Origin of the sequence: Planotetraspora phitsanulokensis, from assembly GCF_016863295.1 — a bacterium.
Classification (GTDB): Bacteria; Actinomycetota; Actinomycetes; order Streptosporangiales; family Streptosporangiaceae; genus Planotetraspora; species Planotetraspora phitsanulokensis.
On the sequence record NZ_BOOP01000015.1, the window covers coordinates 17,775 to 40,009 of the forward strand.

The following is a 22,235-nucleotide window of genomic DNA, read 5'->3' on the forward strand; positions in this document are numbered from 1 at the left end:
ACGCTACGCCCCGCCCGCGTCGGCAGGTCTTACGGGTGGATTACAGAACGATCGCCTGGATGACCGGCACGAGCGCCCGGAAGGCCCGGCCCCGGTGGCTGATCGCGTCCTTCTCGTCGGCCGACATCTCCGCGGTGGTACGGCTCTCGCCGTCCGGGACGAAGATCGGGTCGTACCCGAAGCCGTTGGTGCCCCTCGGCTCACGGATGATGTGGCCGTGCATGGCCCCCTCCACCACGTGCTCCTCGCCCGACGGCAGCGCGAGCGCGGCCGTACAGGCGAAGTGACCCTGGCGGCGGCCGTCAGGGACGTCCGAGATCTGCGCCAGGAGCAACCACAGGTTGGCGATGTCGTCCCCGTGGGATCCGGACCAGCGGGCGGAGAAGATCCCCGGCATGCCGTTCAGGGCGTCGACGCAGAGCCCCGAGTCGTCGGCGATCGCGGGCAGACCGCTCTCGGACGCGACGGCGTGGGCCTTGAGCAGCGCGTTCTCGGCGAACGTCAGCCCCGTCTCGGCCACGTCGGCGATGTGCGGGAAGGCCTCGAGCCCCACGAGATCGATCCGCAGGCCGGACTCTTCAAGGATCCTGCGCAACTCCACGATCTTGCCGGCGTTCCGCGTCGCCAGGACCACCTTGGTCACTTGGTCGCCGCCCACTCGGTCGCCGCTCACTTGGTCGCCGCCGCGAGCGCCTCGGCCTGAAGGCGGGTCAGCTCCGCGCAGCCGCCGGCGGCCAGGTCGAGCAGGCCGTTCAGCATCGCCCGGTCGAAGGGCGCGCCCTCGGCGGTGCCCTGCACCTCGACGAAGTCGCCGCCGCCGGTCATCACCACGTTCATGTCGGTCTCGGCCTTGACGTCCTCGGTGTAGCAGAGGTCGAGCATGGGGTCCGAGCCGATGATGCCGACGGAGACCGCGGCGACCGAGGTGACCAGCGGGTCCCCCGGGCACATCTTGCGCTTGCGCATCCAGGCGACGGCGTCGGCGAGCGCGACGTAGGCCCCGGTGATCGCGGCCGTCCGCGTGCCACCGTCCGCCTGCAGGACGTCGCAGTCGAGGATGACCGAGTTCTCCCCCAGCGCCTTGTAGTCGACGCAGGCCCGCAACGAGCGGCCGATCAGCCGTGAGATCTCGTGGGTCCGGCCGCCGATCTTGCCGCGGACCGACTCACGGTCACCGCGCGTGTTGGTCGCGCGGGGCAACATCGCGTATTCGGCCGTCACCCAGCCGAGGCCGCTGCCCTTGCGCCATCGGGGCACTCCGCTCTCCACGGAGGCGGCGCACAGCACCCGTGTGCCGCCGAACTCGACGAGCACGGAACCCTCGGCGTGCGCGAGCCAGTTCCGGGTGATGGTCACGGGGCGAAGCTGATCGGGACGACGTCCATCTGAACGAGCCATAGGGGTCACCCTAGGTCATAGACGGCGCCGCTCCGAGCCAGCTCCATCCGGCCGGTGAAACCGCCGCGTGAGGCGTCGGCCAGCACAGTCTCCTGGTCGTTCCAGGGGACGAGGTGGGTGAGGACAAGGCTGCGGGCCTCGGCACGGGCGGCGTGCTCTGCCGCCTGCCGTCCGCTCAGATGGAGGCCGGGCGTGAGATCCGGGCCGTCGATGAAGGAGGCCTCGCACAGCAGCACGTCGGCGTCGTGGGCCAGCTTGACGAGCTCGGCGGACTCCCCGGTGTCGGCGGAGTAGGCCACGGACCGGCCGCCGTAGGTGACACGGAAGCCGTAGGTCTCGACGGGGTGGTTCATCAGCGCGGCCGTGACCTCGAAGGGGCCGATCTTCCGCGTGCCGGGCGAGAGCCGCGCGAAGTCGAAGGACTTCTCCATGACCGGCTCGTCGGGCATGGCGTAGGCCGCGTTGAGCCGCTGGGACGCCGCCGCGGGGGCGTGGACGGGCACCCTCGGCAGCGGCCCGTCGGGTGAGTAGGTACGCACGACGTGGTAGGAGCACATGTCGAGGCAGTGATCGGCGTGCAGGTGCGACAGGCAGATGGCGTCCACGTCGTAGAGCCCCAGATGGCGCTGCAGCGCGCCGAGGGAGCCGTTCCCGAAGTCGAGGAGCAGCCGGAACCCCTCGGCCTCCAGCAGATAACACGACGAAGGGCTGTCCGGGCCGGGAAAGCTGCCCGAGCACCCGATGATCGTCAACTTCACGCCGACCTCCCGATGTCGGACTCGTCGCCGACCGGCGCGAGTTCGACCGCCTGGATCTCCGGGCCGAGGAACCGCTGCCCGAGCTCCTCGAACAGGACGGTGTCGCCCGTCGCCGCGAAGCGGTGAAGCGGCTCGCCGGCCCCGCTGGCGAGCCCCCGGTCGTGCAGGACACGGTAGACGTCCTTGGCGGTCTCCTCGGCGCTCGACACGAGGGTGACCGCGTCTCCCGCGACGTAGGACAGGGCGCCCGTGAGTAGCGGGTAGTGCGTGCAGCCCAGGATGAGGGTGTCGCAGCCCGCGTCCTGGATCGGTTTCAGATAGCCGCGGATGACGTCGATGAGCTCGTCGCTCATCGTCTCGCCCCGCTCGACGAATTCCACGAGGAGCGGAGCCGCGACCCCCACCAGTTCGACGTGCGGCGCGGCGGCGAAGGCGTCGTGGTAGGCCATCGATTCGATGGTAGCCCGCGTGCCGATCACGCCGACTCTGCCGTTCCTGGTCGCCCGCACGGCCCGGCGGGTGGCGGGCTGGATCACTTCGACGACCGGGACCCGGTAACGCTCCCTGGCGTCCCGGAGCACAGCGGCGGTGGCGCTGTTGCAGGCGATCACCAGCATCTTGACATCGTGCTCGACCAGGTGGTCCATGACCTCGAGGGCATACCGCCGGACCTCGGCGATGGTCTTGGGCCCGTACGGCTGCCGCGCCGTGTCGGCCACGTAGAAGATCGATTCGTGGGGCAGTTGGTCGAGGATGGCCCGGGCGACGGTCAGCCCGCCGACGCCGCTGTCGAAGATCCCGATCGCCCTGCTGTTGTCCGGCACGCTTCCCAAGGTTAGGGGATCATGCACTGCCACTCACGGTAAGAATCCTCACAACCCCCTTCTCCGTGGCGTGATCATGCACCGTCCTCGGCGTGATCATGCACAGATTCGGTGACTGGCCCCCTGAACAGCCCAACCCGGCGTGATCATGCACGGATTCGAGACGTCCAGGCCATGCCGTACGGAAGGGTCAGCCTCGACCGACCCTCGCGAGCTGGCGAGACTGGGCCACCAGGCGGCCCGCCGAGTCCCACACTTCGACGTCCTCGTCGAACCAGCCGTCGCTGATCAGCCTTCCGCTGCCCAGGAGGGTCAGCCATCCGGGGGCCGGCAGCGCGCGCAGATGCCACGTCAACTCCACCGTGGGCGCCCACCCCCTCGCCCCCGCCGAGAACACCACCGGCGGCAGCGCGTCGACGGCGAGCGCGAGCACGAACGGGTCGGGGTCCTGCGCCTCCGCCATCCGGAAATAGGCCCGCGACTCCGGCCGTCCCGTCGGCTCTCCGGCCAGCCAGCCGATCGTCGGCGGATCGAATCGCAACTCCATCTGCGCGTTCAGATTCATGTTCGATTCCGGCTTGGGATCCGGAAGTTGCACACATTCCGACAAATCAGGCATCGGGTTTGCCGGTTCACCTGTCCATTCCGGAGCGGCGGCCGGGTCCAACGTCGCCGTCGTCACCAGCGTGTCGATGAAAGGCCTGCCGTCCTGCACCAGCGTCGCGCGGGTCATCGTGGCCGTCCTGCCCGACTTGAGCCGTTCGATCTTCACCGTGGCCGGCCCGGGACTCGCCGCCCGGAGGAACTGGGCGCTCGTCGACACAGGATGCTCGTGCGGCGACTCGTCCACCACGGCCCGCAGGACGGCCGCCAGCAGGTACCCCCCGTTCAGCGGCCCGCCGATCGAATAGCCGTCGTCGAGACACACGTCGTAGGTGGTGTCGTCGACCCGGATCGCCTGCGTCGCCTCATCGAACTTGGTCACAACGCTCCTCGCACGAAAGCCTCAACCGAACCTTGTTCTAGTGAGTACTTTAGCGGAGGTCCACGCCTTGTCACGAATATGTGACGCAATCAACTTATTGACCAGGCTTTCTCTATTTGCCCGGCATAATTATGTAGATCATCTAAAAAGTACATACGGGGCGTGAACTATGTCTGCCGAAACTCCTCCGGGCGCTTCATTCCCGGAGAATCCAGACCCTGACCGGACCATCGAACACCGGACGCCGCAGCCATGGCAGGCGGCCACGAACGACGCGCACACCCGGCAGTTGCCGTACGGCTCGGCCGAGGAACTCGGGTTCAACGTTCCAGACAACGCACCGGCGAAGCGCGGACGCGGCTGGCTGATCGCGGCCGTCTCGGCCCTGTTCGTCCTCATCCTCGGCGGCGGCGGCGTTTGGGCGTTCTCGCAGCTGAACGGTGGGGGAACGCAGCCGCAGGACGTGCTGCCCGGCAACGCCATCGCCTACGTGCGGCTGGACCTCGACCCCGCGGCCAACCAGAAGGTGGCCCTGCTGGCCATCGGCCGGAAGTTCCCGGGGATCAAGGACTCCCTCAGCGACGACGATCCGCGCAAGGCCCTCTTCGAGGCCATCAAGGGCGACTCCCCCGATCTGTCGAAGGTCGACTACGCCAAGGACGTCGAGCCGTGGCTCGGCGACCGCGCCGGCCTGGCCGTCCTGCCTCCCGGCGGAAAAGGCAAGGAGCCCGGCGTCGCCGCCGCCGTACAGGTGAAGGACGAGGCCGCGGCCCGGGACGGCATCGCCAAGCTGGCCGCGGGGGACGACTACGGCCTGGCGTTCCGCGATGGCTACGCGATCCTGGCACAGACCCAGGCGGAGGCGGACGGGTACGCCAAGGCGGCGACGCTGTCGCAGAACGCCGAATTCGGCGGTGACACCGCGGCCGTCGGCGAGCCCGGCGTGATGTCGTTCTGGGTGAACATCGGCAAGATGCTCGAGGCGACAGGCAGCACCCAGGGCCTCGACACGTCGATGCTGCAGTCGATCACTGGCACACGGTTCGCCGGCGCCCTCCGGTTCGACGACGACTATGCCGAGCTGGCGGGGATCACCAGGGGCGGCAAGCCCACCCAGATCGACGCACAGCCGGTCAAGATCGCGGAGCTGCCGGCCTCGACCGTGGGCGCCGTGTCGTTGTCCGGCCTCGGGGACGGCTTCGCCAAGCAGTGGCCGGTGATCCAGAAGGCGGCGCAGGCGAACCCTGACGGCCAGGTCTTCACCAAGAGCCTCGAGCAGTTCCAGCAGCTCTACGGCATCTCGATCCCGGACGACGTCGTCACGTTGCTCGGCAAGAGCCTCACGATCGCCCTCGACCAGGAGGGCCTCGACGCGCAGCAGCCGAACGTCGGCGCCGTCCTCACGACCGACCCGGTCAAGGCGCAGGGGATCGTGGCCAAGCTGCAGGGCGTCCTCGCCGGCTCCGGAGCCCCGGTTCAGCTCGCCATTAAGCCCGGCGACGGGCAGCTCGTGGTGGCCAGCACTCAGGCGTACGCGGACAAGCTGGGCACGAAGGGCACCCTCGGCGACAGCGAGTCCTTCAAGCTGGCCATTCCCGAGGCCGACAAGGCCACCTACGCCATGTACGTCGACCTCGACAAGCTCGAGCCGCTCTACCTCGACGGTCTGAAGGGCGAGGAGAAGGCCAACCTCCAGGTGCTGCGTGCGGTCGGGCTGAGCGGGAGCTACGCGGGGAGCACCGAGATGACCCTGCGCATCCTGTTCAACTGACCTCGGTACGCCGCGGCCCCGGTGTGTGATCGCCGATCACACACCGGGGCCGTAGCATATCCGTGCATGATCACGCCCAGAGTTGGCCGTCGAGGCGGTCTTCGGCCTCGTCGAGAGTGCCCTCGTAGGCTCCGGTGGACAGGTACTTCCAGCCCCCGTCGGCGACGATGAAGGCGATGTCCGCCCGCTCCCCCGCCTGTGCGGCCTTGCGTGCCAGTCCGAGCGCGGCGTGCAGGGCACACCCCGTCGAGATGCCCGCGAAGATGCCCTCGACGGCCAGCAGCTCCCGGGTCCGGCGCAACGCGTCCGCCGACGTCACCGAGTAGCGCGTGGTCAGCACGGTCTCGTCGTAGATCTCGGGGATGAAGCCCTCGTCCACGTTGCGAAGGCCGTAGACCAGCTCGCCGTATCGCGGCTCGGCGGCGACGATCTGCACGCCGGGGACGTGCTCGCGCAGGTAGCGCCCGACGCCCATCAGGGTGCCCGTGGTGCCGAGCCCGGCCACGAAGTGGGTCACCGTCGGCAGGTCCTCGAGGACCTCCGGACCGGTCGTCTCGTAGTGCGACCGCCAGTTCGCCGGGTTGCCGTACTGGTAGAGCATCACCCAGTCGGGATGCTCCGCGGCCAGGCCCTTGGCGACCCGGACGGCCTCGTTCGACCCTCCCGCCGCCGGCGAGGAGATGATCTCCGCGCCGTACATGCGCAGGAGCTGCCGGCGCTCCTCCGAGGTGTTCTCCGGCATGACGCAGATGAGCCGGTAGCCCTTGAGGCGGGCCGACATCGCGAGTGAGATGCCGGTGTTGCCCGATGTGGGCTCGAGAATCGTGCACCCGGGCGTGAGCAGGCCGTCCTTCTCCGCCTGCTCGATCATCCACAGGGCGGGACGGTCCTTGATCGACCCGGTGGGGTTCCGGTCCTCGAGCTTGGCCCAGATCCGCACGTCGTCGGACGGCGAGAGCCGGGGCAACCCGACGAGCGGTGTGCGCCCCACCGAGTCGATCAGCGAGTCGAAGCGCATCGCGCGCCTCTAGCGAGCGCCGCCGGCGACGGCGGGCAGCACCGTCACGGTGTCGCCGTCGGCGACCGGCGTGCCCAGCCCGCCGAGGAAGCGGACGTCCTCGTCGTTCAGGTAGACGTTGACGAAGCGGCGCAGGCCGGCGTCGTCCACCAGGCGCTCCCTGAGGCCCGGGTGGCGCTCCTCCAGGTCGCCGATCAGGTCGGCGAGCGTGGCGCCCGTGGCGTCCACGGCCTTGGCTCCGCCCGTGTAGCTACGCAGGATGGTCGGAATGCGAACCTCGATGGCCATCGCGGCTCAGTCTCCTTGATCAGTGGTCGTCGTCATGATGCTGGACACCCACCTGATTGGAACATGGTCAGGCGGGACGGGATTCCGTCCGGAGACGGGATTGTCAGCGACAGTCGTAGACGACGACGGAGGGGGTGTGCGCGAAAAGAAACCTCTGCAGGGCAGCGAGGGACGACGCGGTACGGATGTCGTCACGAGGCATGGCAGAAAGTCTATCCGTAGGCCTCGACGATCTTCACGTCCTCCTCGGTCACGACGCCGTCGAGGATCCGGTAGGAGCGGAACTGCTGCTCCTCGGAGGCCGTGGAGACCAGGACGTAATGGGCGTCAGGCTCGGAGGCGTAGCTGACGTCCGTACGCGAGGGGTAGGCCTCGGTCGCGGTGTGCGAGTGGTAGATCACCACGGGCACCTCATCGCGGTCGTCCATGTCGCGCCAGACCCGGAACTGCTCGTGGGAGTCGAACCGGTAGAAGGTCGGGGACCGCTCGGCGTTCTCCATCCGGACGAACCGCTCGGGACGGTCGGACCCCTCCGGCCCGGCCACGACGCCGCAGGCCTCGTCCGGGTGGTCCTCGCGCGCGTGAGCGACGATGGCGTCGACCAGCTCACGTGAAATCGTCAGCATGCGGGAAAACTACCAAAGGGCCCGGACAAGGGTGTCCTGCAGGTAGGTCAGCCAGTCGTAGGTCACGAACGCCGGATAACGCGGATCGTCCTCGGACATGCCCGCGATCTCCTCGTGGACCTCCTCCGTCACCTCCAGCCGGACGCCGAGCGCGAGCCGCACGTCATTGATCGCCCGCAGCCAGGCCTGGGCCTGCTCGGCGGTGAGCTGCACCTTCCCCGGCTCGACCGTCTCCAGCAAGGTCGTGGCGTCGGCCCGCTTCCCGTCACGCAGGGTCGCCTCGGTGTACCGGCGGAACTCCCCCGCCGCCTTGTCGTCGTCCGCGTACGCCGCAGGGAACAGCCGGGCCAGCACCGGATCCGACGGCTCCTCCGGCGAGCCGATGCCCAGGGCCCGCTCGATGGGGTCGTCGCCCGTCGCGCCCGGCTCCACCAGATCGAGGATCTGGGAGACCAGTGAGACGAGGAGGGATACCTCGCCGACGTCGAGCTTCACGGACACGCCCTTGCCCGATGCCCTGAAACCCGTGCTCATCGGCCCGGCTCCCGCCCGTTCGAAGCGCCCGCCACGTCAGGAGTCCCGCTGCACGGTGGCCCACAGGCCGTAGGAGTGCAGGATCTGGACGTCCCGCTCCATCTCCTCGCGGGCGCCGCTGGCGACCACGGCCCTGCCCTTGTGATGGACGTCCATCATCAGCTTCTCCGCCTTCTCCCGCGGGTAGCCGAACACCGCTTGAAAGACGTATGTGACATACGACATTAAATTGACCGGGTCGTTCCAGACGATCGTCAGCCAGGGCACGTCAGGCCGCACGTCCGACGACGGACGCTCGACCTCGGCCGGAGCGGTGCTACCCACAGGACCATCCTGCACCACGCCGGTCGTAGTCTTCGACACGTGCGGACGACCGCGGGCTCTGCCCTGCTGACCGATCATTACGAGCTGACGATGCTCCAGGCCGCGCTGGCCGACGGCGCGGCGCATCGGCGGGCGGTCTTCGAGGTGTTCGCCCGGCAGCTGCCCGGAGGGCGCCGATACGGGGTGGTTTCGGGGATGGGGCGCTTCCTCGACGCACTGGAGGAGTTCCGGTTCGAGGAATCCGATCTCGACTTCCTCCGTGCGGCGCGCATCGTCGACGAGCCGACTCTGGCGTTTCTCGCCGATTACCGGTTCTCCGGAAATGTGTACGGCTATCGCGAGGGCGAGGCCTACTTCCCCGGTTCGCCGATCATGGTGGTGGAGAGCACGTTCGCCGAGGCCGTGCTGCTGGAGACCATCGTCCTGTCGATCCTCAACCACGACTGCGCGATCGCGTCCGCCGCGTCGCGAATGACCCACGCGGCCGGCGACCGGCCGTTGATCGAGATGGGCTCCCGGCGCACCCACGAGATCGCCGCCGTCGCCGCGGCCAGATCGGCCTATCTCTGCGGCTTCTCCTCGACCTCCAACCTCCGCGCGGGCCAGATTTACGGCGTGCCGACGGCGGGAACGGCTGCCCACGCGTTCATCCTGCTCCATGACTCGGAGGAGGACGCCTTCCGCGCCCAGCTCCAGTCCCTCGGAATGAGCACGACCCTGCTGGTGGACACCTACGACGTGGCGAAGGCCGTACGGACCGCCGTGGAGCTCGCCGGATCCGACCTCGGCGCCGTGCGGATCGACTCGGGCGACCTGGCGGTGGCGGCCCTGGACGTGCGGCGGGCGCTCGACGCGTACGGCGCCGAGAACACCAGGATCATCGTGACCGGCGACCTGGACGAGTTCTCGATCGCCGCCCTCGCCGCGGCCCCCGTCGACGGGTACGGCGTGGGCACCGCCCTGGTCACCGGCTCCGGATGCCCGACGGCCAACCTCGTCTACAAGCTGGTCGCCCGGGAGGACGCCTCGGGCCGGCTGCAGCCGGTGGCCAAGCGGTCCGTCGGCAAGCCGAGCAAGGGCGGCCGCAAGTGGGCCTATCGGGCTACGGCCGGGGGGACGGCCACCGCCGAGATCGTCACGGGCGCGCCGGTCGAGTCCGTCGGGAGGCCGCTGCTGGCCGAGCTGGTCCGGGAGGGCAAGGCGGTCGGCCGGGAGTCCCTGGAGGCCGCCCGCGAGCGGCACCGCGCCATGCTGGCCGAACTGCCCCCTGCCGCCCACAGCCTCTCGCCCGGCGATCCCGCCGTCCCCACCGTCTTCAACTGACCCGTCTTCAACCGATCACATCGAGGCCGGCGCGTGAGTGTCACGCCGGCGCCCCTCCCTCGCCGTGAGGAGACCGCATGAGAACCGCGCTCGTCGTCGTGGACGTCCAGAACGACTTCTGCGAGGGCGGCAGCCTCGCCGTCAACGGCGGCGCCGAGGTGGCCGCCGCGATCACCCGGCACACGCGGCGGCACGCCTACGACCACGTCGTGGCCACCGGCGACCGGCACATCGACCCGGGAAGCCACTTTTCGGCCAAGCCCGACTACGTGGACACCTGGCCGGCCCACTGCGTCGCGGGCACCACAGGAGCCGACTTCCATCCCGACTTCGACACCTCCGCCGTGGAGGCGGTCTTCAGCAAGGGCGCGCACGAGGGCGCCTACAGCGGGTTCGAGGGCACCGACCCGTCGGGCGTGGGCCTGCGCGAGTGGCTCACCCGGCACGACGTCGAGGCCCTGGACGTCGTCGGCATCGCCACCGATCACTGTGTCAGGGCGACCGCGCTCGACGGCGTCCGCGACGGCTTCACCGTGCGGGTCCTGCTCGACCTCACGGCCGGAGTCGCCCGGGACACGACCGACCGGGCCCTGAGGGAGCTCTCAGCGGCCGGAGTGGAACTCGTCGGCACCCCTGTGGTGCGGCCCTGACCGCCGCCCGCACCGACGGATCTGCGGGACTCCCCCCGCTCGCCTGACCCGGCCGGACGTCCCACGCCCCGACGACACTCCGGTAACGGGACGTTCAATGCCTTCACCACGATGCGTCATGGGTGTATTACGGAGAGCGACATCTCCTCGTGATTGGCAGCCTCGATGTTCGCGTTCGTGCTCGGCCTGTCCTGGCTCATCCTGACCCCGGTGTGCGTCTGGCTGCTCTTCGGCCGCGGTCACCGCGGGCTCGCCCGTGCTGCGGCGGCCCTGACCCTCGCGGGATTGCAGGGCGGCACGCTGCTCATGGGTTTCATCGAGGAGCCTCCCCCGTCGGTGGCGACGGTCCCGCTCGCCCGCCCGGCCGGGTCCCCGTCCCCTGCCGTCTCTGGTGACGCCGTCGCCGCAACGCCCCGGCCGTCGCCCAGCGCGCACTCCTGCGCCGTCCGTGCGCTCGCCCCCGAGTCCGTACGGCTCTCGCGAACCGGCTCCGATGTCGACGGCATGACGGTCTACTGGGACGCCGCCGCCCATGGGTGCGGGACGGCCTCGGTGGCCCTGCAGCCCGTCGGCCGGCGGTTGCGGATCTGGCTGGAGGAGGGCACCGCGGATCGTCACAAGGGGGAACGCACGCTCCCCGTCACTGTGGCGGACGGCCGGGCGTCCCTGGATCTGCCGCTCAGCCCGCCGCTGCGCCCCCACACGCACTATGTGGCGATCGACGCCCGCACCGGCCATCGCATCCCGCTGAAGCCGGGGACACCCGCGCCCTCCGGGACGTGAGGGGCGGCCAGGACCGGAGGGACGGCCGCAGCGTATGGACCCCTCAGCCGGGACCCTGAGGGATCCGCGAGACGGCCGCATGCCGAAGGAGGCGTGCAGGACTTCCGCGGGGTGAGGGCGGCCGGGCCCGGCGCGGGCCCGGCCCACCATTTCACTTGCGCTGGGTGGCCCACTTGCGGATCATCGCGATCCGTTCGCGTATCTGCTCCGCGGAGGCCTGGGCGATCGCCGGCCCCCCGCAGGACCGGCGCAACTCCGCGTGGATCACGCCGTGCGGCTGACCGGTGCGGTGGTTCCACGCGCCCACGAGCCCGTTGAGCTCCTTGCGCAGCTCGTGCATGAGCTCATGCGGGGCGAGCGCGGGCTCGGAATCCGGGGCCGGCTTCACCTTCCGCTTGGCCGCCTGCTGGTCGGCCTGCCGCTTGCGCAGCAGTGACGCGACCTGGTCCGGCTCGAGCAGCCCGGGAAGGCCGAGGAAGTCCTCCTCCTCCGGCGAGCCCGGAGCCGCGGCGGTGCCGAACTCGCCGCCGTCGAACAACACCCGGTCGAAGGTGGCCGACGCCTCCAGCGTCTGGAAGGGCAGCTCGTCCCCCAGCGCGTCCGGCTGCTTCTTCTCCTGCTGCGCCTGCTCGAGGAGCAGGTCGTCGAGCCCGTCCTCGTCGCGTTGGCGGCCCAGCACATGATCGCGCTCGGCCTCCATCTCGGAGGCGAGGCCCATGAGGAGAGGCACCGAGGGCAGGAAGACCGAGGCGGTCTCCCCGCGCTTGCGTGCCCGGACGAAACGGCCCACCGCCTGGGCGAAGAACAGCGGGGTCGAGATGCTCGTGGCGTAGACGCCCACGGCGAGCCGCGGGATGTCGACGCCCTCGGAGACCATCCGGACCGCGACCAGCCAGCGCGCCTCGGAGGCGGCGAAGTCCTTGATCTTCTTGGACGCGCCGGGGTCGTCGGAGAGCACGATCTGCGCGCCCTCGCCGGTGACGGTCCTGATGTGCCGGGCATAGGCGCGGGCCGACTCGTGATCGGTCGCGATGACCAGGCCGCCCGCGTCGGGCATGCCCCGCCTGACCTCGGTGAGCCGCCGGTCGGCCGCATGGATGACCTGGCGGATCCAGTCGCCCTTGGGATCGAGCGCGGCACGCCAGGCCTGGGAGAGCTGGTCCTTGGTGAGGGGGGTGCCGAGCGTGGCCGTGATCTCGTCGCCGGCTCGCGTGCGCCACTTCATCTCGCCCGAGTAGGCCAGGAAGATGACGGGCCGGACGACGCCGTCGGCCAGCGCGGGGCCGTACCCGTAGGAGTAGTCGGAGGCGCTCCGCATGGCGCCGTCGCCGTCCTCGACGTAGGACACGAAGGGGATCGGGCTGTCGTCGGACCGGAACGGCGTGCCGGTCAGGCCCAGCCGCCGGGTCGCGGGCTCGAACGCCTCCCGGACGCCGTCGCCCCACGACTTGGCGTCGCCCGCGTGGTGGATCTCGTCGAATATGACGAGCGTCTTGCGCGCCTCCGTGCGGGCCCGGTGCAGGGCGGGATGCATCGCGACCTGGGCGTAGGTGATGGCGACGCCGACGTAGTCGCGCGAGGTCGCGCCCTGGCTGTTCTTAAACTCGGGGTCGATGCCGATGCCGACCTTGCCCGCGGCGTCGGCCCACTGCCGTTTCAGGTGCTCGGTGGGCGTGACGATCGTGATCGCCTTGATGACTCCGCGACTGAGCAGCTCACTGGCGATGCGCAGGGCGTAGGTCGTCTTGCCCGCGCCCGGCGTGGCGACGGTCAGGAAGTCTCTCGGCTCGCGCTGCAGGTAGAGGTCGAAGGCCTCCTGCTGCCAGGCACGCAGCTTCGTGGCCGTGCCCCAGGCTGCGCGATCGGGATAGGAGGGGGACAGATGGGACGCGGCCGAAACGCTCAACGACGCCTCCCCCTGCTCGTCAGGACAATGCTGTATCTATCGGTTCGCTCCCTCACAGTGACCTCAGGGTAGTGGGACCCACCGACAAGACGTGCCGTGCCGACGAGATTCGAGCCACCGCCCGCCTCCTGTGGTATGGCATCCGCGCAGATCAGTGCACACCCGCCATGACGGTCTCGATGTCCGCACGTGAGCGCGGATCGTCGGGGTGGGCGAGGCCCAGCAGCACCGTGCTCTTGCCGTCCGGACGGGTGAGCAAGGTCACTCTCATGAATGCCGGCTGGTTCACGACATCGCGATACTCCGCGCGGACCGCCCGCGTGTGGCCGGACCGTCCGCCGATCGTGACGTCACGGTCGTCCACCACCGCGACCTCGTCGCCGTGGAGCAGCAGTTTGGCGTAGAGGTCGCTCAGATCGCGGACGGCGGGGGCGATATCGGCCGGGTCCACGTGAACCTCGGGCCTGGCCATGACCGTCGCCAGGTCACCCCGCGCGGCCACCGAGGTGAAGCCGGTCACCGGCGCGACCATGCCTTCGCTCCACTCTGGCGGCAGCGAGTAGGAGACCCCCGCCAGCGGGTCGGCGACCATCGTCGGAGGCGCGGCCTCGCCACGGTTGAGGATCACGAACACCGCCCCGCCGATGACGGCGGCGGCCACGGCCACGGCGGCTCCCGCGACGAGAAGGCGATGGAGCCAGCGCGGGATGCGACGCGGCGGTTCGACGGGCGTGCCGTACCAGACGGCCGAGGGCGGGAGGTCGTCGTCGGGCGTGGGTACCGCGCCGCCGGGCGGGAGGCCGGGTTCAGGCGTGTGGCCGCCGCGCGCGGACTCGGGCGCGGGCCCGTAGCCGCCAGGCGCGGGCGCAGGCCTGTGACCGCCAGTCGCGGACTCGGGCGCGGGCGGATGGCCGCCGGGAGCGGAGGCCGCGGGCGCGTGCGCGTCGTCGGCGGGCGGCCAGACACGGCGCGTCCACTGATCGTCCACAAGGCCTCCCGGAGCCGGGCGCGCGCGAGACCGATCCGGCGAGCGGCAGATCGATCACGAGCGACCCGCGTCGCCATGAGCACTGCTGTGGCAGTTACTCACAGACACGGTGGGACGTCAACGAAAATCCGGGCATTTGCTATCGGATCTAGGTAACCGGGACGGCCGGCCTGCGATAGAGGTCCCACATCTGGCGCATCCGCACCGCCTGGCCCGCGGTGAAGTTGGTCATGCAGCGATCCTGGGCGTAGTCCATGAAGTTGTGGACGGGGTCCTGGCCCGGCTCCTTGCAGGTGTCCTTGCTGGCCGGGCAGCCGGTCGTCGGGTACGCCTCGGGCGGGGTGTCGTCGACCGAGTCCCCCGGCGCCGCACAGCCGTTCTCGAAGGTGTGCAGCAGGCCGAGCCAGTGGCCGATCTCGTGGACGGCGGTGAAACCCTTGTCGAAGTCGCGCAACGGGCCTCCCGGCACGCTGCGCCAGTCGATGACCACGCCGTCCAGGGCCGGCTCGCCCTGGTACCAGTAGGGGTAGGTCGCGTACCCGAGGACGAGTTCGCCGAGCTGTGCGATGTAGAGGTTGAGCGTCTCCGGGCCGCCCATCCGCAGCTTGGTCTTGATGGCCGCCTCGTTGCCCAGCGGGTCGCGGAACCACTCCTTGCTGTCCGTGTGGGTGATGCCGGTGAGCACGAAGCGCACCCCGGTGTCGACGCCGCCGAGCTTGCCCCCGTAGGCGGCGTTGAGGGTGTCCACCTGCCGCCGTACACCGGTGTCCGGCAGCCCGAGCACACCGTCCTTGATCACGTGTACCCACAACGGCACATTGATCTCGCCGGTGGCCGGCACCTGGCGGCGGCTACCAGACTCCGCGAGCCGCCGCCGCAGGTCGGCGGACATCCGGGCGATCTCCTCCGCCCCCGGCTCGCGTGGCTCGACCGCGTGAGTGAGTCCCCCGGCTCCGGGCCGCAGGGCGGCTTCCCCCTGCGGCTCGGCGACCTCGCACTCCGCCTCGGAGCGGACCTCGGCCCGCTGCGGCCGGCTGTCGGCACGGGCTCCGGCAAGGGGGCCGCCGCCCAGCGTGAACAGGCATGCCATGAGGACGGCCGTCGCGCACCGGGCCATTGGCTCCCCCCGATCTTGCTGGTCAGGAGCCTGACGTTAGCCGTCTCGGGGGCGATGACTCCGTTTCGACACTCAGTCGTCGGAAGGTTTGCCCTTGGGCAGTCCCTCGTAGATCTCCTTGCATTCCGGGCAGACCGGATACTTCTTGGGATCCCGGCTGGGCACCCACACCTTGCCGCAGAGAGCCCGGACCGGTGCGCCCGTCACGTAGCTCTCAGTGATCTTGTTCTTGTCGGCGTAGTGCGAGAAGCGTTCGTGGTCGCCGTCGCCGTGCGACACGCGCGGCGTGACTTCGCTCTCGGGAAGAATTTTCGTGCTGGTCACGAAAACCGAGTCTACTGAGCGGACAGAGGCCTGACGCCGGGCCCGCCGCGGCGATCTCGTGACGGGTGGGTACGGCTCCCGCGCGGCCATGACGTACACGCCCCCGCCCCGCGATCCCGCGCACCCCTCCCCCACGGCGATCTCGAAACGGGCGCGGTGGTCCCGACGCGGGGACCTCGGAACGCGTACGGCTCCCGCCCGGGCGGGGCGGGAGCCGTGTCGCGGAGATGGTGTCGCGGAGATGATGCCGTCAGCCCACGTGGACGGGGGCGCCCTCCGTCTTGCGTCCCGCCCTGACGAACAGCGCCAGGATCGCGGCGATCACGGCCACGGCCGTGCTCACGACGAAGCCGAGGTGCAGTCCGTCCATGAACGACAGGTGCGAGGCGTTGGTGATGACATTCGCGGCCGGACCCGACAGGCCGGGAGGCGCCATGCCGACCGACGCAGCCGCCTTGAGGCCCTCCAGTTGGGCGGGAGGCAGGCCCGCGGCCGCCGGGCCGAGGTAGCCGGGCAGGACGCTCGACACCTTGGCCGCCACGATCGCGCCCAGCACGGCGGTGCCGAGGGCGCCGCCGACCTGCATCGCGGAGTTCTGCACGCCGCCGGCCACACCTGCGAGCTCCTCGGGTGCGTTGCCGACGATGATCTCGGTGGCTCCCACGAAGACGGGCGAGAGGCCGAAGGCCAGCAGGACGAAGGGGATCGCGCTGTCCATGAACTGCGCCTCGACGCCGAGTCGCGACATCAGGAACATCGCGACGGCCGTGATCAGCATGCCGCCCGCGATGGTGACGCGGGGGCCGAGCTTGCCGATCAGGATTCCGGCGATGGGAGACGCGACGATCATGCCGGCGCTCATCGGCAACATCCGCAGGCCCGACTCCAGCGGGGTGAGCCCGTGCACGCCCTGGAAGAAGAACGTGAGGAAGAACATCGCGCCGAACATCGAGAACGCCATCAGGATCATCAGGCCGGTGCCGATGGAGACCGAGAGGTTGCGGAACAGGCTCAGCGGCAGCAACGGCTCCGCCGCCCGGGCCTGCCAGAACACGAACACCGCGCCGACGACGACCGCGGCGGCGAGGAACGCGATGGTCCTCGAGTCGCCCCAGCCCCACTCGGGCGCCTTGATGATGGACCAGACCAGCGAGAACATCGCGACCGACAGGAGCAGGACGCCCAGCCAGTCGATCTTCGCGAGCAGCTTGTTCTTGCCGTCCCTGAGGACCCACAGGCCGAACGCCAGCGCGGCCGCGCCGACGGGGACGTTGATGAAGAAGACGGACTGCCAGTTCACGTGCTCGACGAGCAGGCCGCCGATGATCGGGCCGCCCGCGCTGGACAGGCCGATGATGGCGCCCCAGGCGCCCATCGCCATGTTCAGCCGCTCACCGGGGAAGGCGAGCCGCAGCAGGGCGAGCGCGGCCGGCTGGAGCAGAGCGCCGAACAGGCCCTGCAGGACGCGCAGGCCGATCAGCATTCCGATCGAGGAGGTCAGGCCGATCGCCAGCGACGTCAGGGCGAAGCCCGCGACGCCGATCAGGAATATCTTCTTGTGGCCGAACAGGTCGCCGAGCTTTCCGGCGGTGATGAGGAAGACCGCCAGCGCGAGCAGGTAACCACTGGTGATCCATTGCAGGTCGGACAGCGACGCCTTGAGCTCGACGCCGATGACCGGGTTGGCGATCGCGACGACCGTGCCGTCGAGCATCACCATGATGACGCCGAGCGAGACGGCCAGCAGCGTCAGCCACGGATGCGCCTCGCCACCGCCATCACGCGTATCTGGTGGTACGGCTACCGCTTGAGCCATGAATGGGTCCCCCTTGGAAAGGCCGAGGATCTAGTCTCAGGCAACAGGCGTAATTTATGTCACCGCATGACAGATGACAAATCCTTTTATCCGACATACGGTGACATCTGACAGGATGTGAACTACCAGTTTCGAGCAGGTGACAACCGTGGGTCTGCGCGAGCGCAAGAAGGTGCAGACGCGAAACGCCCTGATCGACGCGGCTCTGGAGCTCTTCCTCACGCAGGGCTACGAGGCCACGACGATCGACCAGATCGCGGCACGCGTCGACGTGTCGCCCCGCACGTTCTTCCGGTACTTCTCGTCGAAGGAGGACGTCGCGCTCTCCCTGCCCGCCGACAGCCAGGAGATCTTCCTGGCCGAGTTCGCGGCCCGCCCGGACAGCGAGTCCCCGTACGCCGCCCTCAGCGCGTCGATGCGCGCCATGATCGGCACGCTGCGGGACAAGGACCCGGAGGAGGCCGCGCGGTTCCTCAAGGCGCGCCGGCTCGTGGACGAGACGCCCGCGCTCCTGGCCGGGCAGATGCGCCTGCTGATGGAGAACGAGAAGAGGCTGGTCGCCGAGGTCGCCCGCAGACAGGGCACGAGCCCGGACGACCTGCGGCCCCAGTTCGTCGTGTCCATCTTCACCGGGCTCGGGATGATCTGCTACAACGCCGGCCCCGAGGGGCTCGACATCATGGCCAGGCGCCTCGACGACGTGCTGACGCTGGCCGACCGGTCCCTGCGACCGGGCTGGGACCTGGCGGCGGCGGACGCCTCATCCTCCGCGGCCGGTTGAGGCGCCCACCGCGACACGACCTCGTCGGACGCTCCTCCATGTCTGGAACACCGCGCCTGGAACACCGCGCCTGGAACGCCGCGGTCGCCGTGCCGTACCGGGGGACGTCCGGCCCGGTCCCGGGCCTCAGTTCTGCTGGGGGTCCTCGGGGAACGTGGCGACGAGGGCGAGGTCACCCTGCTGCCGCCGCAGCACGGACCGCCACAGCGTGCCCGGATCGGAGTTGAAGGTGTCGCCGGGCTCCGAGTCCACGACGTACCAGGCGCCCTCCTCCAGCTCCGCCTGCAGCTGACCACCCGTCCAGCCCGCGTATCCGGCGAAGATCCGCATCTGCGATATCTCCCCGGCCAGGATCTCGGGTGGCGCGTCGAGGTCGACCGTGCCCAGGCGGGACGTCGTGGACCTGCCCCGCAGCCGCCGCCAGCCCAGCGGCTCCTCACCGCTGAGGACGGCCGCCAGGGCGAGCGCGCTGTCGGTCTGGACCGGCCCTCCCTCGAAGAGCACCGAAGGGCCGGACACCAGGGGATCCCACGAGGGAAGGACCTGCGTCACCGTGACCTCGCTCGGCCTGTTGATGACCACCCCGAGCGTGCCGCCGTCCTCGTCGTGCTCCAGGACCAGAACGACGCTTCGCCGGAAGTTGGGGTCTTCGAGCAGAGGCGTCGCCACGAGCAGCCGGCCGACGTAGATCGCTTCCGCCATACCTCCCATCATGAAGGAGGAATGCCGATTAGTGCACGCCACCCCCGATTCGGCCTCGGACGTCACCCACCGTGCGACGGAGGTCGCCACCGGTGGCCGACGATCAGGCTTCGGTGAACCCTCGCGCCTTCCCGCCGGCCGACTCGCGTACGGCCGCGGCCACCGCGTTGGCCACGTCCGGGTGGAAGACGCTGGGGATGATGTAGTTCGGCCCGAGTTCCTCGCTCGTCACGACTGCGGCGAGCGCCTTGGCCGCCGCCAGCAACATCTCCTGGCTGACGCCGTTGGCCTGCGCGTCGAGCAACCCGCGGAAGACGCCCGGGAAGGACAGGACGTTGTTGATCTGGTTCGGGTAGTCGGACCGGCCGGTGGCCACCACGGCCGCGTGCTCACGCGCGTCGTCGGGCGACACCTCAGGCTCGGGGTTGGCCAGCGCGAAGACCACCGCGCCCTCCGCCATCGCGGCGACGTCGTCGGCGGTGAGGATGCCCGGTGCGGACACCCCGATGAAGACGTCGGCGCCCTTGACCGCGCCGCGCAGGTCGCCCGCGTACCCGTCCGCGTTGGTGTGCTCGGCGATCCAGCGCAGCGAGTCGTCCAGGTCGTCCCGGCCGAGATGGACCGCGCCCAGGTAGTCGCACACGACCACGTTGCGGGCTCCGGCCGCCAGCAGCAGCCGCAGCACGGCGGTGCCGGCCGCGCCCGCGCCCGCCAGCGCGATCCGGACGTCCTCGAGCTTCTTGTGCACGACCTTCAGCGCGTTGGTCAGCGCGGCGAGCACCACGATCGCGGTGCCGTGCTGGTCGTCGTGGAACACCGGAATGTCGAGCAGCTCGCGCAGCCTGCGCTCCACCTCGAAGCAGCGCGGCGCCGAGATGTCCTCGAGGTTGATGCCGCCGAACCCGGGCGCGATCACCTGGACCGTCCGCACGATCTCGTCGACGTCCTGCGTGTCGAGGCAGATCGGCCAGGCGTCGATGCCCGCGAAGCGCTTGAACAGCGCGGCCTTGCCCTCCATCACCGGGAGCGCGGCGGCCGGGCCGATGTTGCCGAGGCCGAGGACGGCCGAGCCGTCGGTGACCACCGCGACCGAGTTGCGCTTGATGGTCAGGCGGCGGGCGTCCTCGGGATTGCGCGCGATGGCCAGGCTCACGCGCGCCACACCCGGCGTGTACGCCATGGACAACTCGTCGCGGTTGCGCAGCGGGACCTTCGACTGCATCTCGATCTTGCCGCCGAGGTGCATGAGGAAGGTGCGGTCGGACACCTTGTGGATGGTGACCCCTTCGACCGCGCCCAGGCTGTCCACGATCGCCTGGGCGTGATCGGTGTCCTTCGCGGCACAGGTCACGTCGATGCGAAGCTTCTCGTGGCCGGCGTTGGTCACGTCGAGGGCGGTCACCACCCCGCCGGCGTTCTCCACCGCGTGGGTGAGCAGGCTTACGGCCTTGCCCCCAGCCGGGACCTCAAGACGAACGGTGATCGAGTAGGAAACGCTCGGCACGGTGGCCACGGCAATCCGCTCCTTTGCGGGGGTGTTTCCTGCCGTACGCGCTCGGTGCGGGCGGGTCGCCGGCTCGGGCGGATCGCTCGCCCGGCTGCCGCATCCGGCTCGACGGCATCGTGGATGTATTCCATCGTGCCATCCCCGGACGGGTGATTCAGCCCACAGCCGAGGCTGCGGCCACGATCAGCTCCACGCACACGGGCACCGGGATGACGGTGCTGTCGAGAACCATGTGGTACAGCCCGGGGTCGGCGGGGTCGGCCCGGTAGAACTGCCGGACGTACGCCTTCCGCGCCCGGTCGTTGTCGTTCACGACCCGCTTGGCCTCCTGCTCCGGGATGCCGGAGTACGCGGCCGTCTGCAGGACGCGCCGCCGCAGCGGGCCGTCCAGCCGGACGTGGAGGGCGCCAGGATGATCGGCGAGCACGATCGCGCCGGCCCGGCCGAGGATCACGCCGCCGTGGACCCGGGCGATCTCACGGATGACCTGTTCCGTCCGGGCCGCGAACTCCTCGGGCGTCAGCGGCATCCCCGCGGGGACGTAGAGCTCCACCCCGCCGAGCGTCACCGTGGGCAGCCGCATCATGCCGGTCAGGAGCCTGCCGAGGCCGCTCTCCGCCCGGTCGTCGTGCGCCAGCGCCTCCTCCAGCGTCACCCCGAGATCACGGGCGACGGCGCCGGGGATGGCCCGGTCGACGAACGGCACGCCGAGCCGCTCGGCCGCCGCCGGCCCGATGACGCTGCCGCCCGTGCCGTACGTCGCGGAGATGGTGACGACCCGCACGTCCCTCCTCCCCTGCCCGCGCGGCGAGCGGGCGACCTCTCAGGCAGGCCTCAGAACAGCGCGTTGGCGAGGTTCCGCCGCGCCTTGGAGACCGAAGGGTCCTCGGCGGGCAGCGCGTCGAACAGGCCGAGCAGGTGGCGCCTGGCCTTGTCGCGGTCGGCGCCGCTCGTACGGCGGACGAGTGCGACGAGCCGGTCGAAGGCGTCGTCCACCTTCCCGTCGAGCGTCTCCAGGTCGGCCGCCTGGATGTGCGCGTCGACGTCGGCGGGGTCAGCGGTGGCCCGGCGAATGACGTCGGCCGTGTCCAGGTCCTGGGTCCGGCGCAGCAGGCCGACCCCGGCGAGGCCGATCCTGGCGGCCTCGTCGTCCGGCGACTTCGCCCGCAGGCGCTCGTAGGCCGCGGCCGCCGCGTCGAGATCGCCCTTGTCCATGGCCTCGTCGGCGGCGAGGAGGTCGGGGTCGACCTGCTCGGGCTCGCCCTCCTCCTGCGCCGGGGCGGCCGCGGCCAGCTCGACGCCGAGCTGCTCGAAGACCTGCGCCAGCGCCTGCCTCAGCTGCGCCTCCGGCAGCGGCCCCTCGAAGAGCGGCATGAGCTGGCCCTGCACCGCCAGGTAGACGGTGGGGATCGCCCGCATGCGCAACGCCTGGGCGAGGTCGGGGTTGGTCTCCACGTCGACGCGGGCGAGCAGCCACGCTCCGGCGGCCTCCGCGGCCAGCTTCTCCAGCGTGTAACTGAACTGCTGAACCTGTTCCGCTCTCGGCACCGTCGCCTCGATGATCACCGGAACGCTCATCGAGCGCTCCACGACATCGGCGTTGAAGGTGGCCGAGGTCGCCTCGATCACGTCCGTGGTCGCTCCTGGCCCTTCGGCCTCGCGCCGTGCCTGCGCTTCCAGAGCCTGCTTGCGCGCGCCGAGGTCCACGGCGCCGTACAGGGATCCAGGTCGAGAGAAGTCCGCTGCCATACCCCAATCCTGCCGTACGCGCGTGCCTGATCCGTGCCAACCCCGTCTCCTGGGGCCTCCTCG

General features: G+C 70.1%; 24 protein-coding genes. 5 read left to right on the plus strand and 19 right to left on the minus strand.

The genetic code is table 11. The features are described 5' to 3' along the window. Positions 1-40: 40 nt before the first annotated feature. The 5 genes from rdgB to Pph01_RS17790 form a co-directional block, all read right to left on the minus strand. The gene (rdgB, locus tag Pph01_RS17770; protein WP_239116794.1) at positions 41-673 is read right to left on the minus strand and encodes an RdgB/HAM1 family non-canonical purine NTP pyrophosphatase; all 633 of its coding nucleotides are present in this window, start codon (positions 671-673) and stop codon (positions 41-43) included. Next, positions 670-1,398 (minus strand): ribonuclease PH, encoded by a 729-nt coding sequence (gene rph / locus Pph01_RS17775; RefSeq protein ID WP_204074221.1) that lies wholly within the window; start codon positions 1,396-1,398, stop codon positions 670-672. Before rph ends, rdgB begins: the two co-directional genes overlap by 4 nt. Before the next feature lie 5 nt (positions 1,399-1,403). Next, on the minus strand, positions 1,404-2,156 hold the full coding sequence (locus Pph01_RS17780; RefSeq protein ID WP_204074222.1) for an MBL fold metallo-hydrolase: 753 nt from the start codon (positions 2,154-2,156) through the stop codon (positions 1,404-1,406). Next, positions 2,153-2,980 (minus strand): glutamate racemase, encoded by an 828-nt coding sequence (gene murI, locus Pph01_RS17785; RefSeq protein ID WP_239116795.1) that lies wholly within the window; start codon positions 2,978-2,980, stop codon positions 2,153-2,155. The genes Pph01_RS17780 and murI overlap by 4 nt, the downstream gene beginning before the upstream one ends. A 190-nt stretch (positions 2,981-3,170) precedes the next feature. Further along, positions 3,171-3,965, minus strand: coding sequence for a thioesterase family protein (locus Pph01_RS17790; protein WP_204074223.1), 795 nt, complete (start codon positions 3,963-3,965; stop codon positions 3,171-3,173). A gap of 169 nt (positions 3,966-4,134) precedes the next feature. On the opposite strand from Pph01_RS17790, the gene Pph01_RS17795 reads away from it, so the two are divergent. Further along, positions 4,135-5,736: a DUF3352 domain-containing protein gene (locus tag Pph01_RS17795; RefSeq protein WP_204074224.1), complete on the plus strand. Its 1,602-nt coding sequence runs from the start codon at positions 4,135-4,137 to the stop codon at positions 5,734-5,736. Between the two features lie 70 nt (positions 5,737-5,806). Here the strand turns inward: Pph01_RS17795 and Pph01_RS17800 are convergent, their stop codons facing one another. From Pph01_RS17800 to clpS, 5 genes are all read right to left on the minus strand, one after another. Continuing rightward, complete coding sequence (locus Pph01_RS17800) at positions 5,807-6,754, minus strand: PLP-dependent cysteine synthase family protein (protein ID WP_204074225.1); 948 nt, start codon at positions 6,752-6,754, stop codon at positions 5,807-5,809. 9 nt (positions 6,755-6,763) lie between these two features. After that, positions 6,764-7,042, minus strand: a complete 279-nt coding sequence (locus Pph01_RS17805; protein WP_204074226.1) for a MoaD/ThiS family protein — start codon at positions 7,040-7,042, stop codon at positions 6,764-6,766. A 212-nt stretch (positions 7,043-7,254) separates the two neighbouring features. Next, positions 7,255-7,668, minus strand: coding sequence for a M67 family metallopeptidase (locus tag Pph01_RS17810; protein WP_204074227.1), 414 nt, complete (start codon positions 7,666-7,668; stop codon positions 7,255-7,257). Positions 7,669-7,677: 9 nt separating this feature from the next. After that, entirely contained in the window at positions 7,678-8,202 is a 525-nt protein-coding gene (locus Pph01_RS17815) for a DUF2017 domain-containing protein (RefSeq protein ID WP_204074228.1), read from the minus strand. A gap of 36 nt (positions 8,203-8,238) precedes the next feature. Beyond that, positions 8,239-8,526, minus strand: coding sequence for an ATP-dependent Clp protease adapter ClpS (gene clpS / locus Pph01_RS17820; RefSeq protein WP_239116796.1), 288 nt, complete (start codon positions 8,524-8,526; stop codon positions 8,239-8,241). A gap of 39 nt (positions 8,527-8,565) precedes the next feature. On the opposite strand from clpS, the gene Pph01_RS17825 reads away from it, so the two are divergent. From Pph01_RS17825 to Pph01_RS17835, 3 genes are all read left to right on the plus strand, one after another. Then, on the plus strand, positions 8,566-9,849 hold the full coding sequence (locus Pph01_RS17825; protein ID WP_204074230.1) for a nicotinate phosphoribosyltransferase: 1,284 nt from the start codon (positions 8,566-8,568) through the stop codon (positions 9,847-9,849). Between the two features lie 77 nt (positions 9,850-9,926). Further along, entirely contained in the window at positions 9,927-10,499 is a 573-nt protein-coding gene (locus Pph01_RS17830; protein WP_204074231.1) for an isochorismatase family protein, read from the plus strand. A 165-nt stretch (positions 10,500-10,664) separates the two neighbouring features. Beyond that, positions 10,665-11,282, plus strand: a complete 618-nt coding sequence (locus Pph01_RS17835; protein WP_204074232.1) for a hypothetical protein — start codon at positions 10,665-10,667, stop codon at positions 11,280-11,282. A gap of 151 nt (positions 11,283-11,433) precedes the next feature. On the opposite strand, the gene Pph01_RS17840 is transcribed toward Pph01_RS17835, so the two are convergent. From Pph01_RS17840 to Pph01_RS17860, 5 genes are all read right to left on the minus strand, one after another. After that, on the minus strand, positions 11,434-13,188 hold the full coding sequence (locus Pph01_RS17840; protein WP_204074233.1) for a DEAD/DEAH box helicase: 1,755 nt from the start codon (positions 13,186-13,188) through the stop codon (positions 11,434-11,436). A 151-nt stretch (positions 13,189-13,339) separates the two neighbouring features. Beyond that, the gene (locus tag Pph01_RS17845) at positions 13,340-14,176 is read right to left on the minus strand and encodes a hypothetical protein (RefSeq protein ID WP_204074234.1); all 837 of its coding nucleotides are present in this window, start codon (positions 14,174-14,176) and stop codon (positions 13,340-13,342) included. A gap of 148 nt (positions 14,177-14,324) precedes the next feature. Beyond that, the gene (locus tag Pph01_RS17850; protein ID WP_204074235.1) at positions 14,325-15,293 is read right to left on the minus strand and encodes a zinc metalloprotease; all 969 of its coding nucleotides are present in this window, start codon (positions 15,291-15,293) and stop codon (positions 14,325-14,327) included. Between the two features lie 72 nt (positions 15,294-15,365). Further along, entirely contained in the window at positions 15,366-15,617 is a 252-nt protein-coding gene (locus tag Pph01_RS17855) for a DUF3039 domain-containing protein (protein ID WP_239116797.1), read from the minus strand. Positions 15,618-15,867: 250 nt separating this feature from the next. After that, positions 15,868-17,433 (minus strand): DHA2 family efflux MFS transporter permease subunit, encoded by a 1,566-nt coding sequence (locus Pph01_RS17860; protein WP_204074236.1) that lies wholly within the window; start codon positions 17,431-17,433, stop codon positions 15,868-15,870. A 139-nt stretch (positions 17,434-17,572) separates the two neighbouring features. Between Pph01_RS17860 and Pph01_RS17865 the strand changes: the two genes are divergently transcribed. Continuing rightward, on the plus strand, positions 17,573-18,214 hold the full coding sequence (locus Pph01_RS17865; RefSeq protein WP_204074237.1) for a TetR family transcriptional regulator: 642 nt from the start codon (positions 17,573-17,575) through the stop codon (positions 18,212-18,214). 126 nt (positions 18,215-18,340) lie between these two features. On the opposite strand, the gene Pph01_RS17870 is transcribed toward Pph01_RS17865, so the two are convergent. The 4 genes from Pph01_RS17870 to Pph01_RS17885 all read right to left on the minus strand — a co-directional run bounded on the left by Pph01_RS17870 (position 18,341) and on the right by Pph01_RS17885 (position 22,172). Then, positions 18,341-18,916 (minus strand): YqgE/AlgH family protein, encoded by a 576-nt coding sequence (locus tag Pph01_RS17870; RefSeq protein ID WP_204074238.1) that lies wholly within the window; start codon positions 18,914-18,916, stop codon positions 18,341-18,343. Positions 18,917-19,019: 103 nt separating this feature from the next. Then, entirely contained in the window at positions 19,020-20,429 is a 1,410-nt protein-coding gene (locus Pph01_RS17875; RefSeq protein WP_204074239.1) for an NAD-dependent malic enzyme, read from the minus strand. A gap of 148 nt (positions 20,430-20,577) precedes the next feature. Next, positions 20,578-21,207 (minus strand): cytidylate kinase-like family protein, encoded by a 630-nt coding sequence (locus Pph01_RS17880; protein ID WP_204074240.1) that lies wholly within the window; start codon positions 21,205-21,207, stop codon positions 20,578-20,580. Positions 21,208-21,257: 50 nt separating this feature from the next. Further along, positions 21,258-22,172, minus strand: a complete 915-nt coding sequence (locus Pph01_RS17885) for a tetratricopeptide repeat protein (protein WP_204074241.1) — start codon at positions 22,170-22,172, stop codon at positions 21,258-21,260. Positions 22,173-22,235 lie beyond the last annotated feature (63 nt).

Excerpts from the sequence above, each read along its gene's own strand:
- rph (WP_204074221.1), bottom strand. The coding sequence starts at position 1,398 with ATGGCTCGTTCAGATGGACGTCGTCCCGATCAGCTTCGCCCCGTGACC.
- Pph01_RS17795 (WP_204074224.1), top strand. The coding sequence starts at position 4,135 with ATGTCTGCCGAAACTCCTCCGGGCGCTTCATTCCCGGAGAATCCAGAC.
- Pph01_RS17800 (WP_204074225.1), bottom strand. The coding sequence starts at position 6,754 with ATGCGCTTCGACTCGCTGATCGACTCGGTGGGGCGCACACCGCTCGTC.
- Pph01_RS17805 (WP_204074226.1), bottom strand. The coding sequence starts at position 7,042 with ATGGCCATCGAGGTTCGCATTCCGACCATCCTGCGTAGCTACACGGGC.
- Pph01_RS17810 (WP_204074227.1), bottom strand. The coding sequence starts at position 7,668 with ATGCTGACGATTTCACGTGAGCTGGTCGACGCCATCGTCGCTCACGCG.
- Pph01_RS17815 (WP_204074228.1), bottom strand. The coding sequence starts at position 8,202 with ATGAGCACGGGTTTCAGGGCATCGGGCAAGGGCGTGTCCGTGAAGCTC.
- Pph01_RS17830 (WP_204074231.1), top strand. The coding sequence starts at position 9,927 with ATGAGAACCGCGCTCGTCGTCGTGGACGTCCAGAACGACTTCTGCGAG.
- Pph01_RS17835 (WP_204074232.1), top strand. The coding sequence starts at position 10,665 with ATGTTCGCGTTCGTGCTCGGCCTGTCCTGGCTCATCCTGACCCCGGTG.
- Pph01_RS17850 (WP_204074235.1), bottom strand. The coding sequence starts at position 15,293 with ATGGCCCGGTGCGCGACGGCCGTCCTCATGGCATGCCTGTTCACGCTG.
- Pph01_RS17860 (WP_204074236.1), bottom strand. The coding sequence starts at position 17,433 with ATGGCTCAAGCGGTAGCCGTACCACCAGATACGCGTGATGGCGGTGGC.
- Pph01_RS17870 (WP_204074238.1), bottom strand. The coding sequence starts at position 18,916 with ATGGCGGAAGCGATCTACGTCGGCCGGCTGCTCGTGGCGACGCCTCTG.
- Pph01_RS17885 (WP_204074241.1), bottom strand. The coding sequence starts at position 22,172 with ATGGCAGCGGACTTCTCTCGACCTGGATCCCTGTACGGCGCCGTGGAC.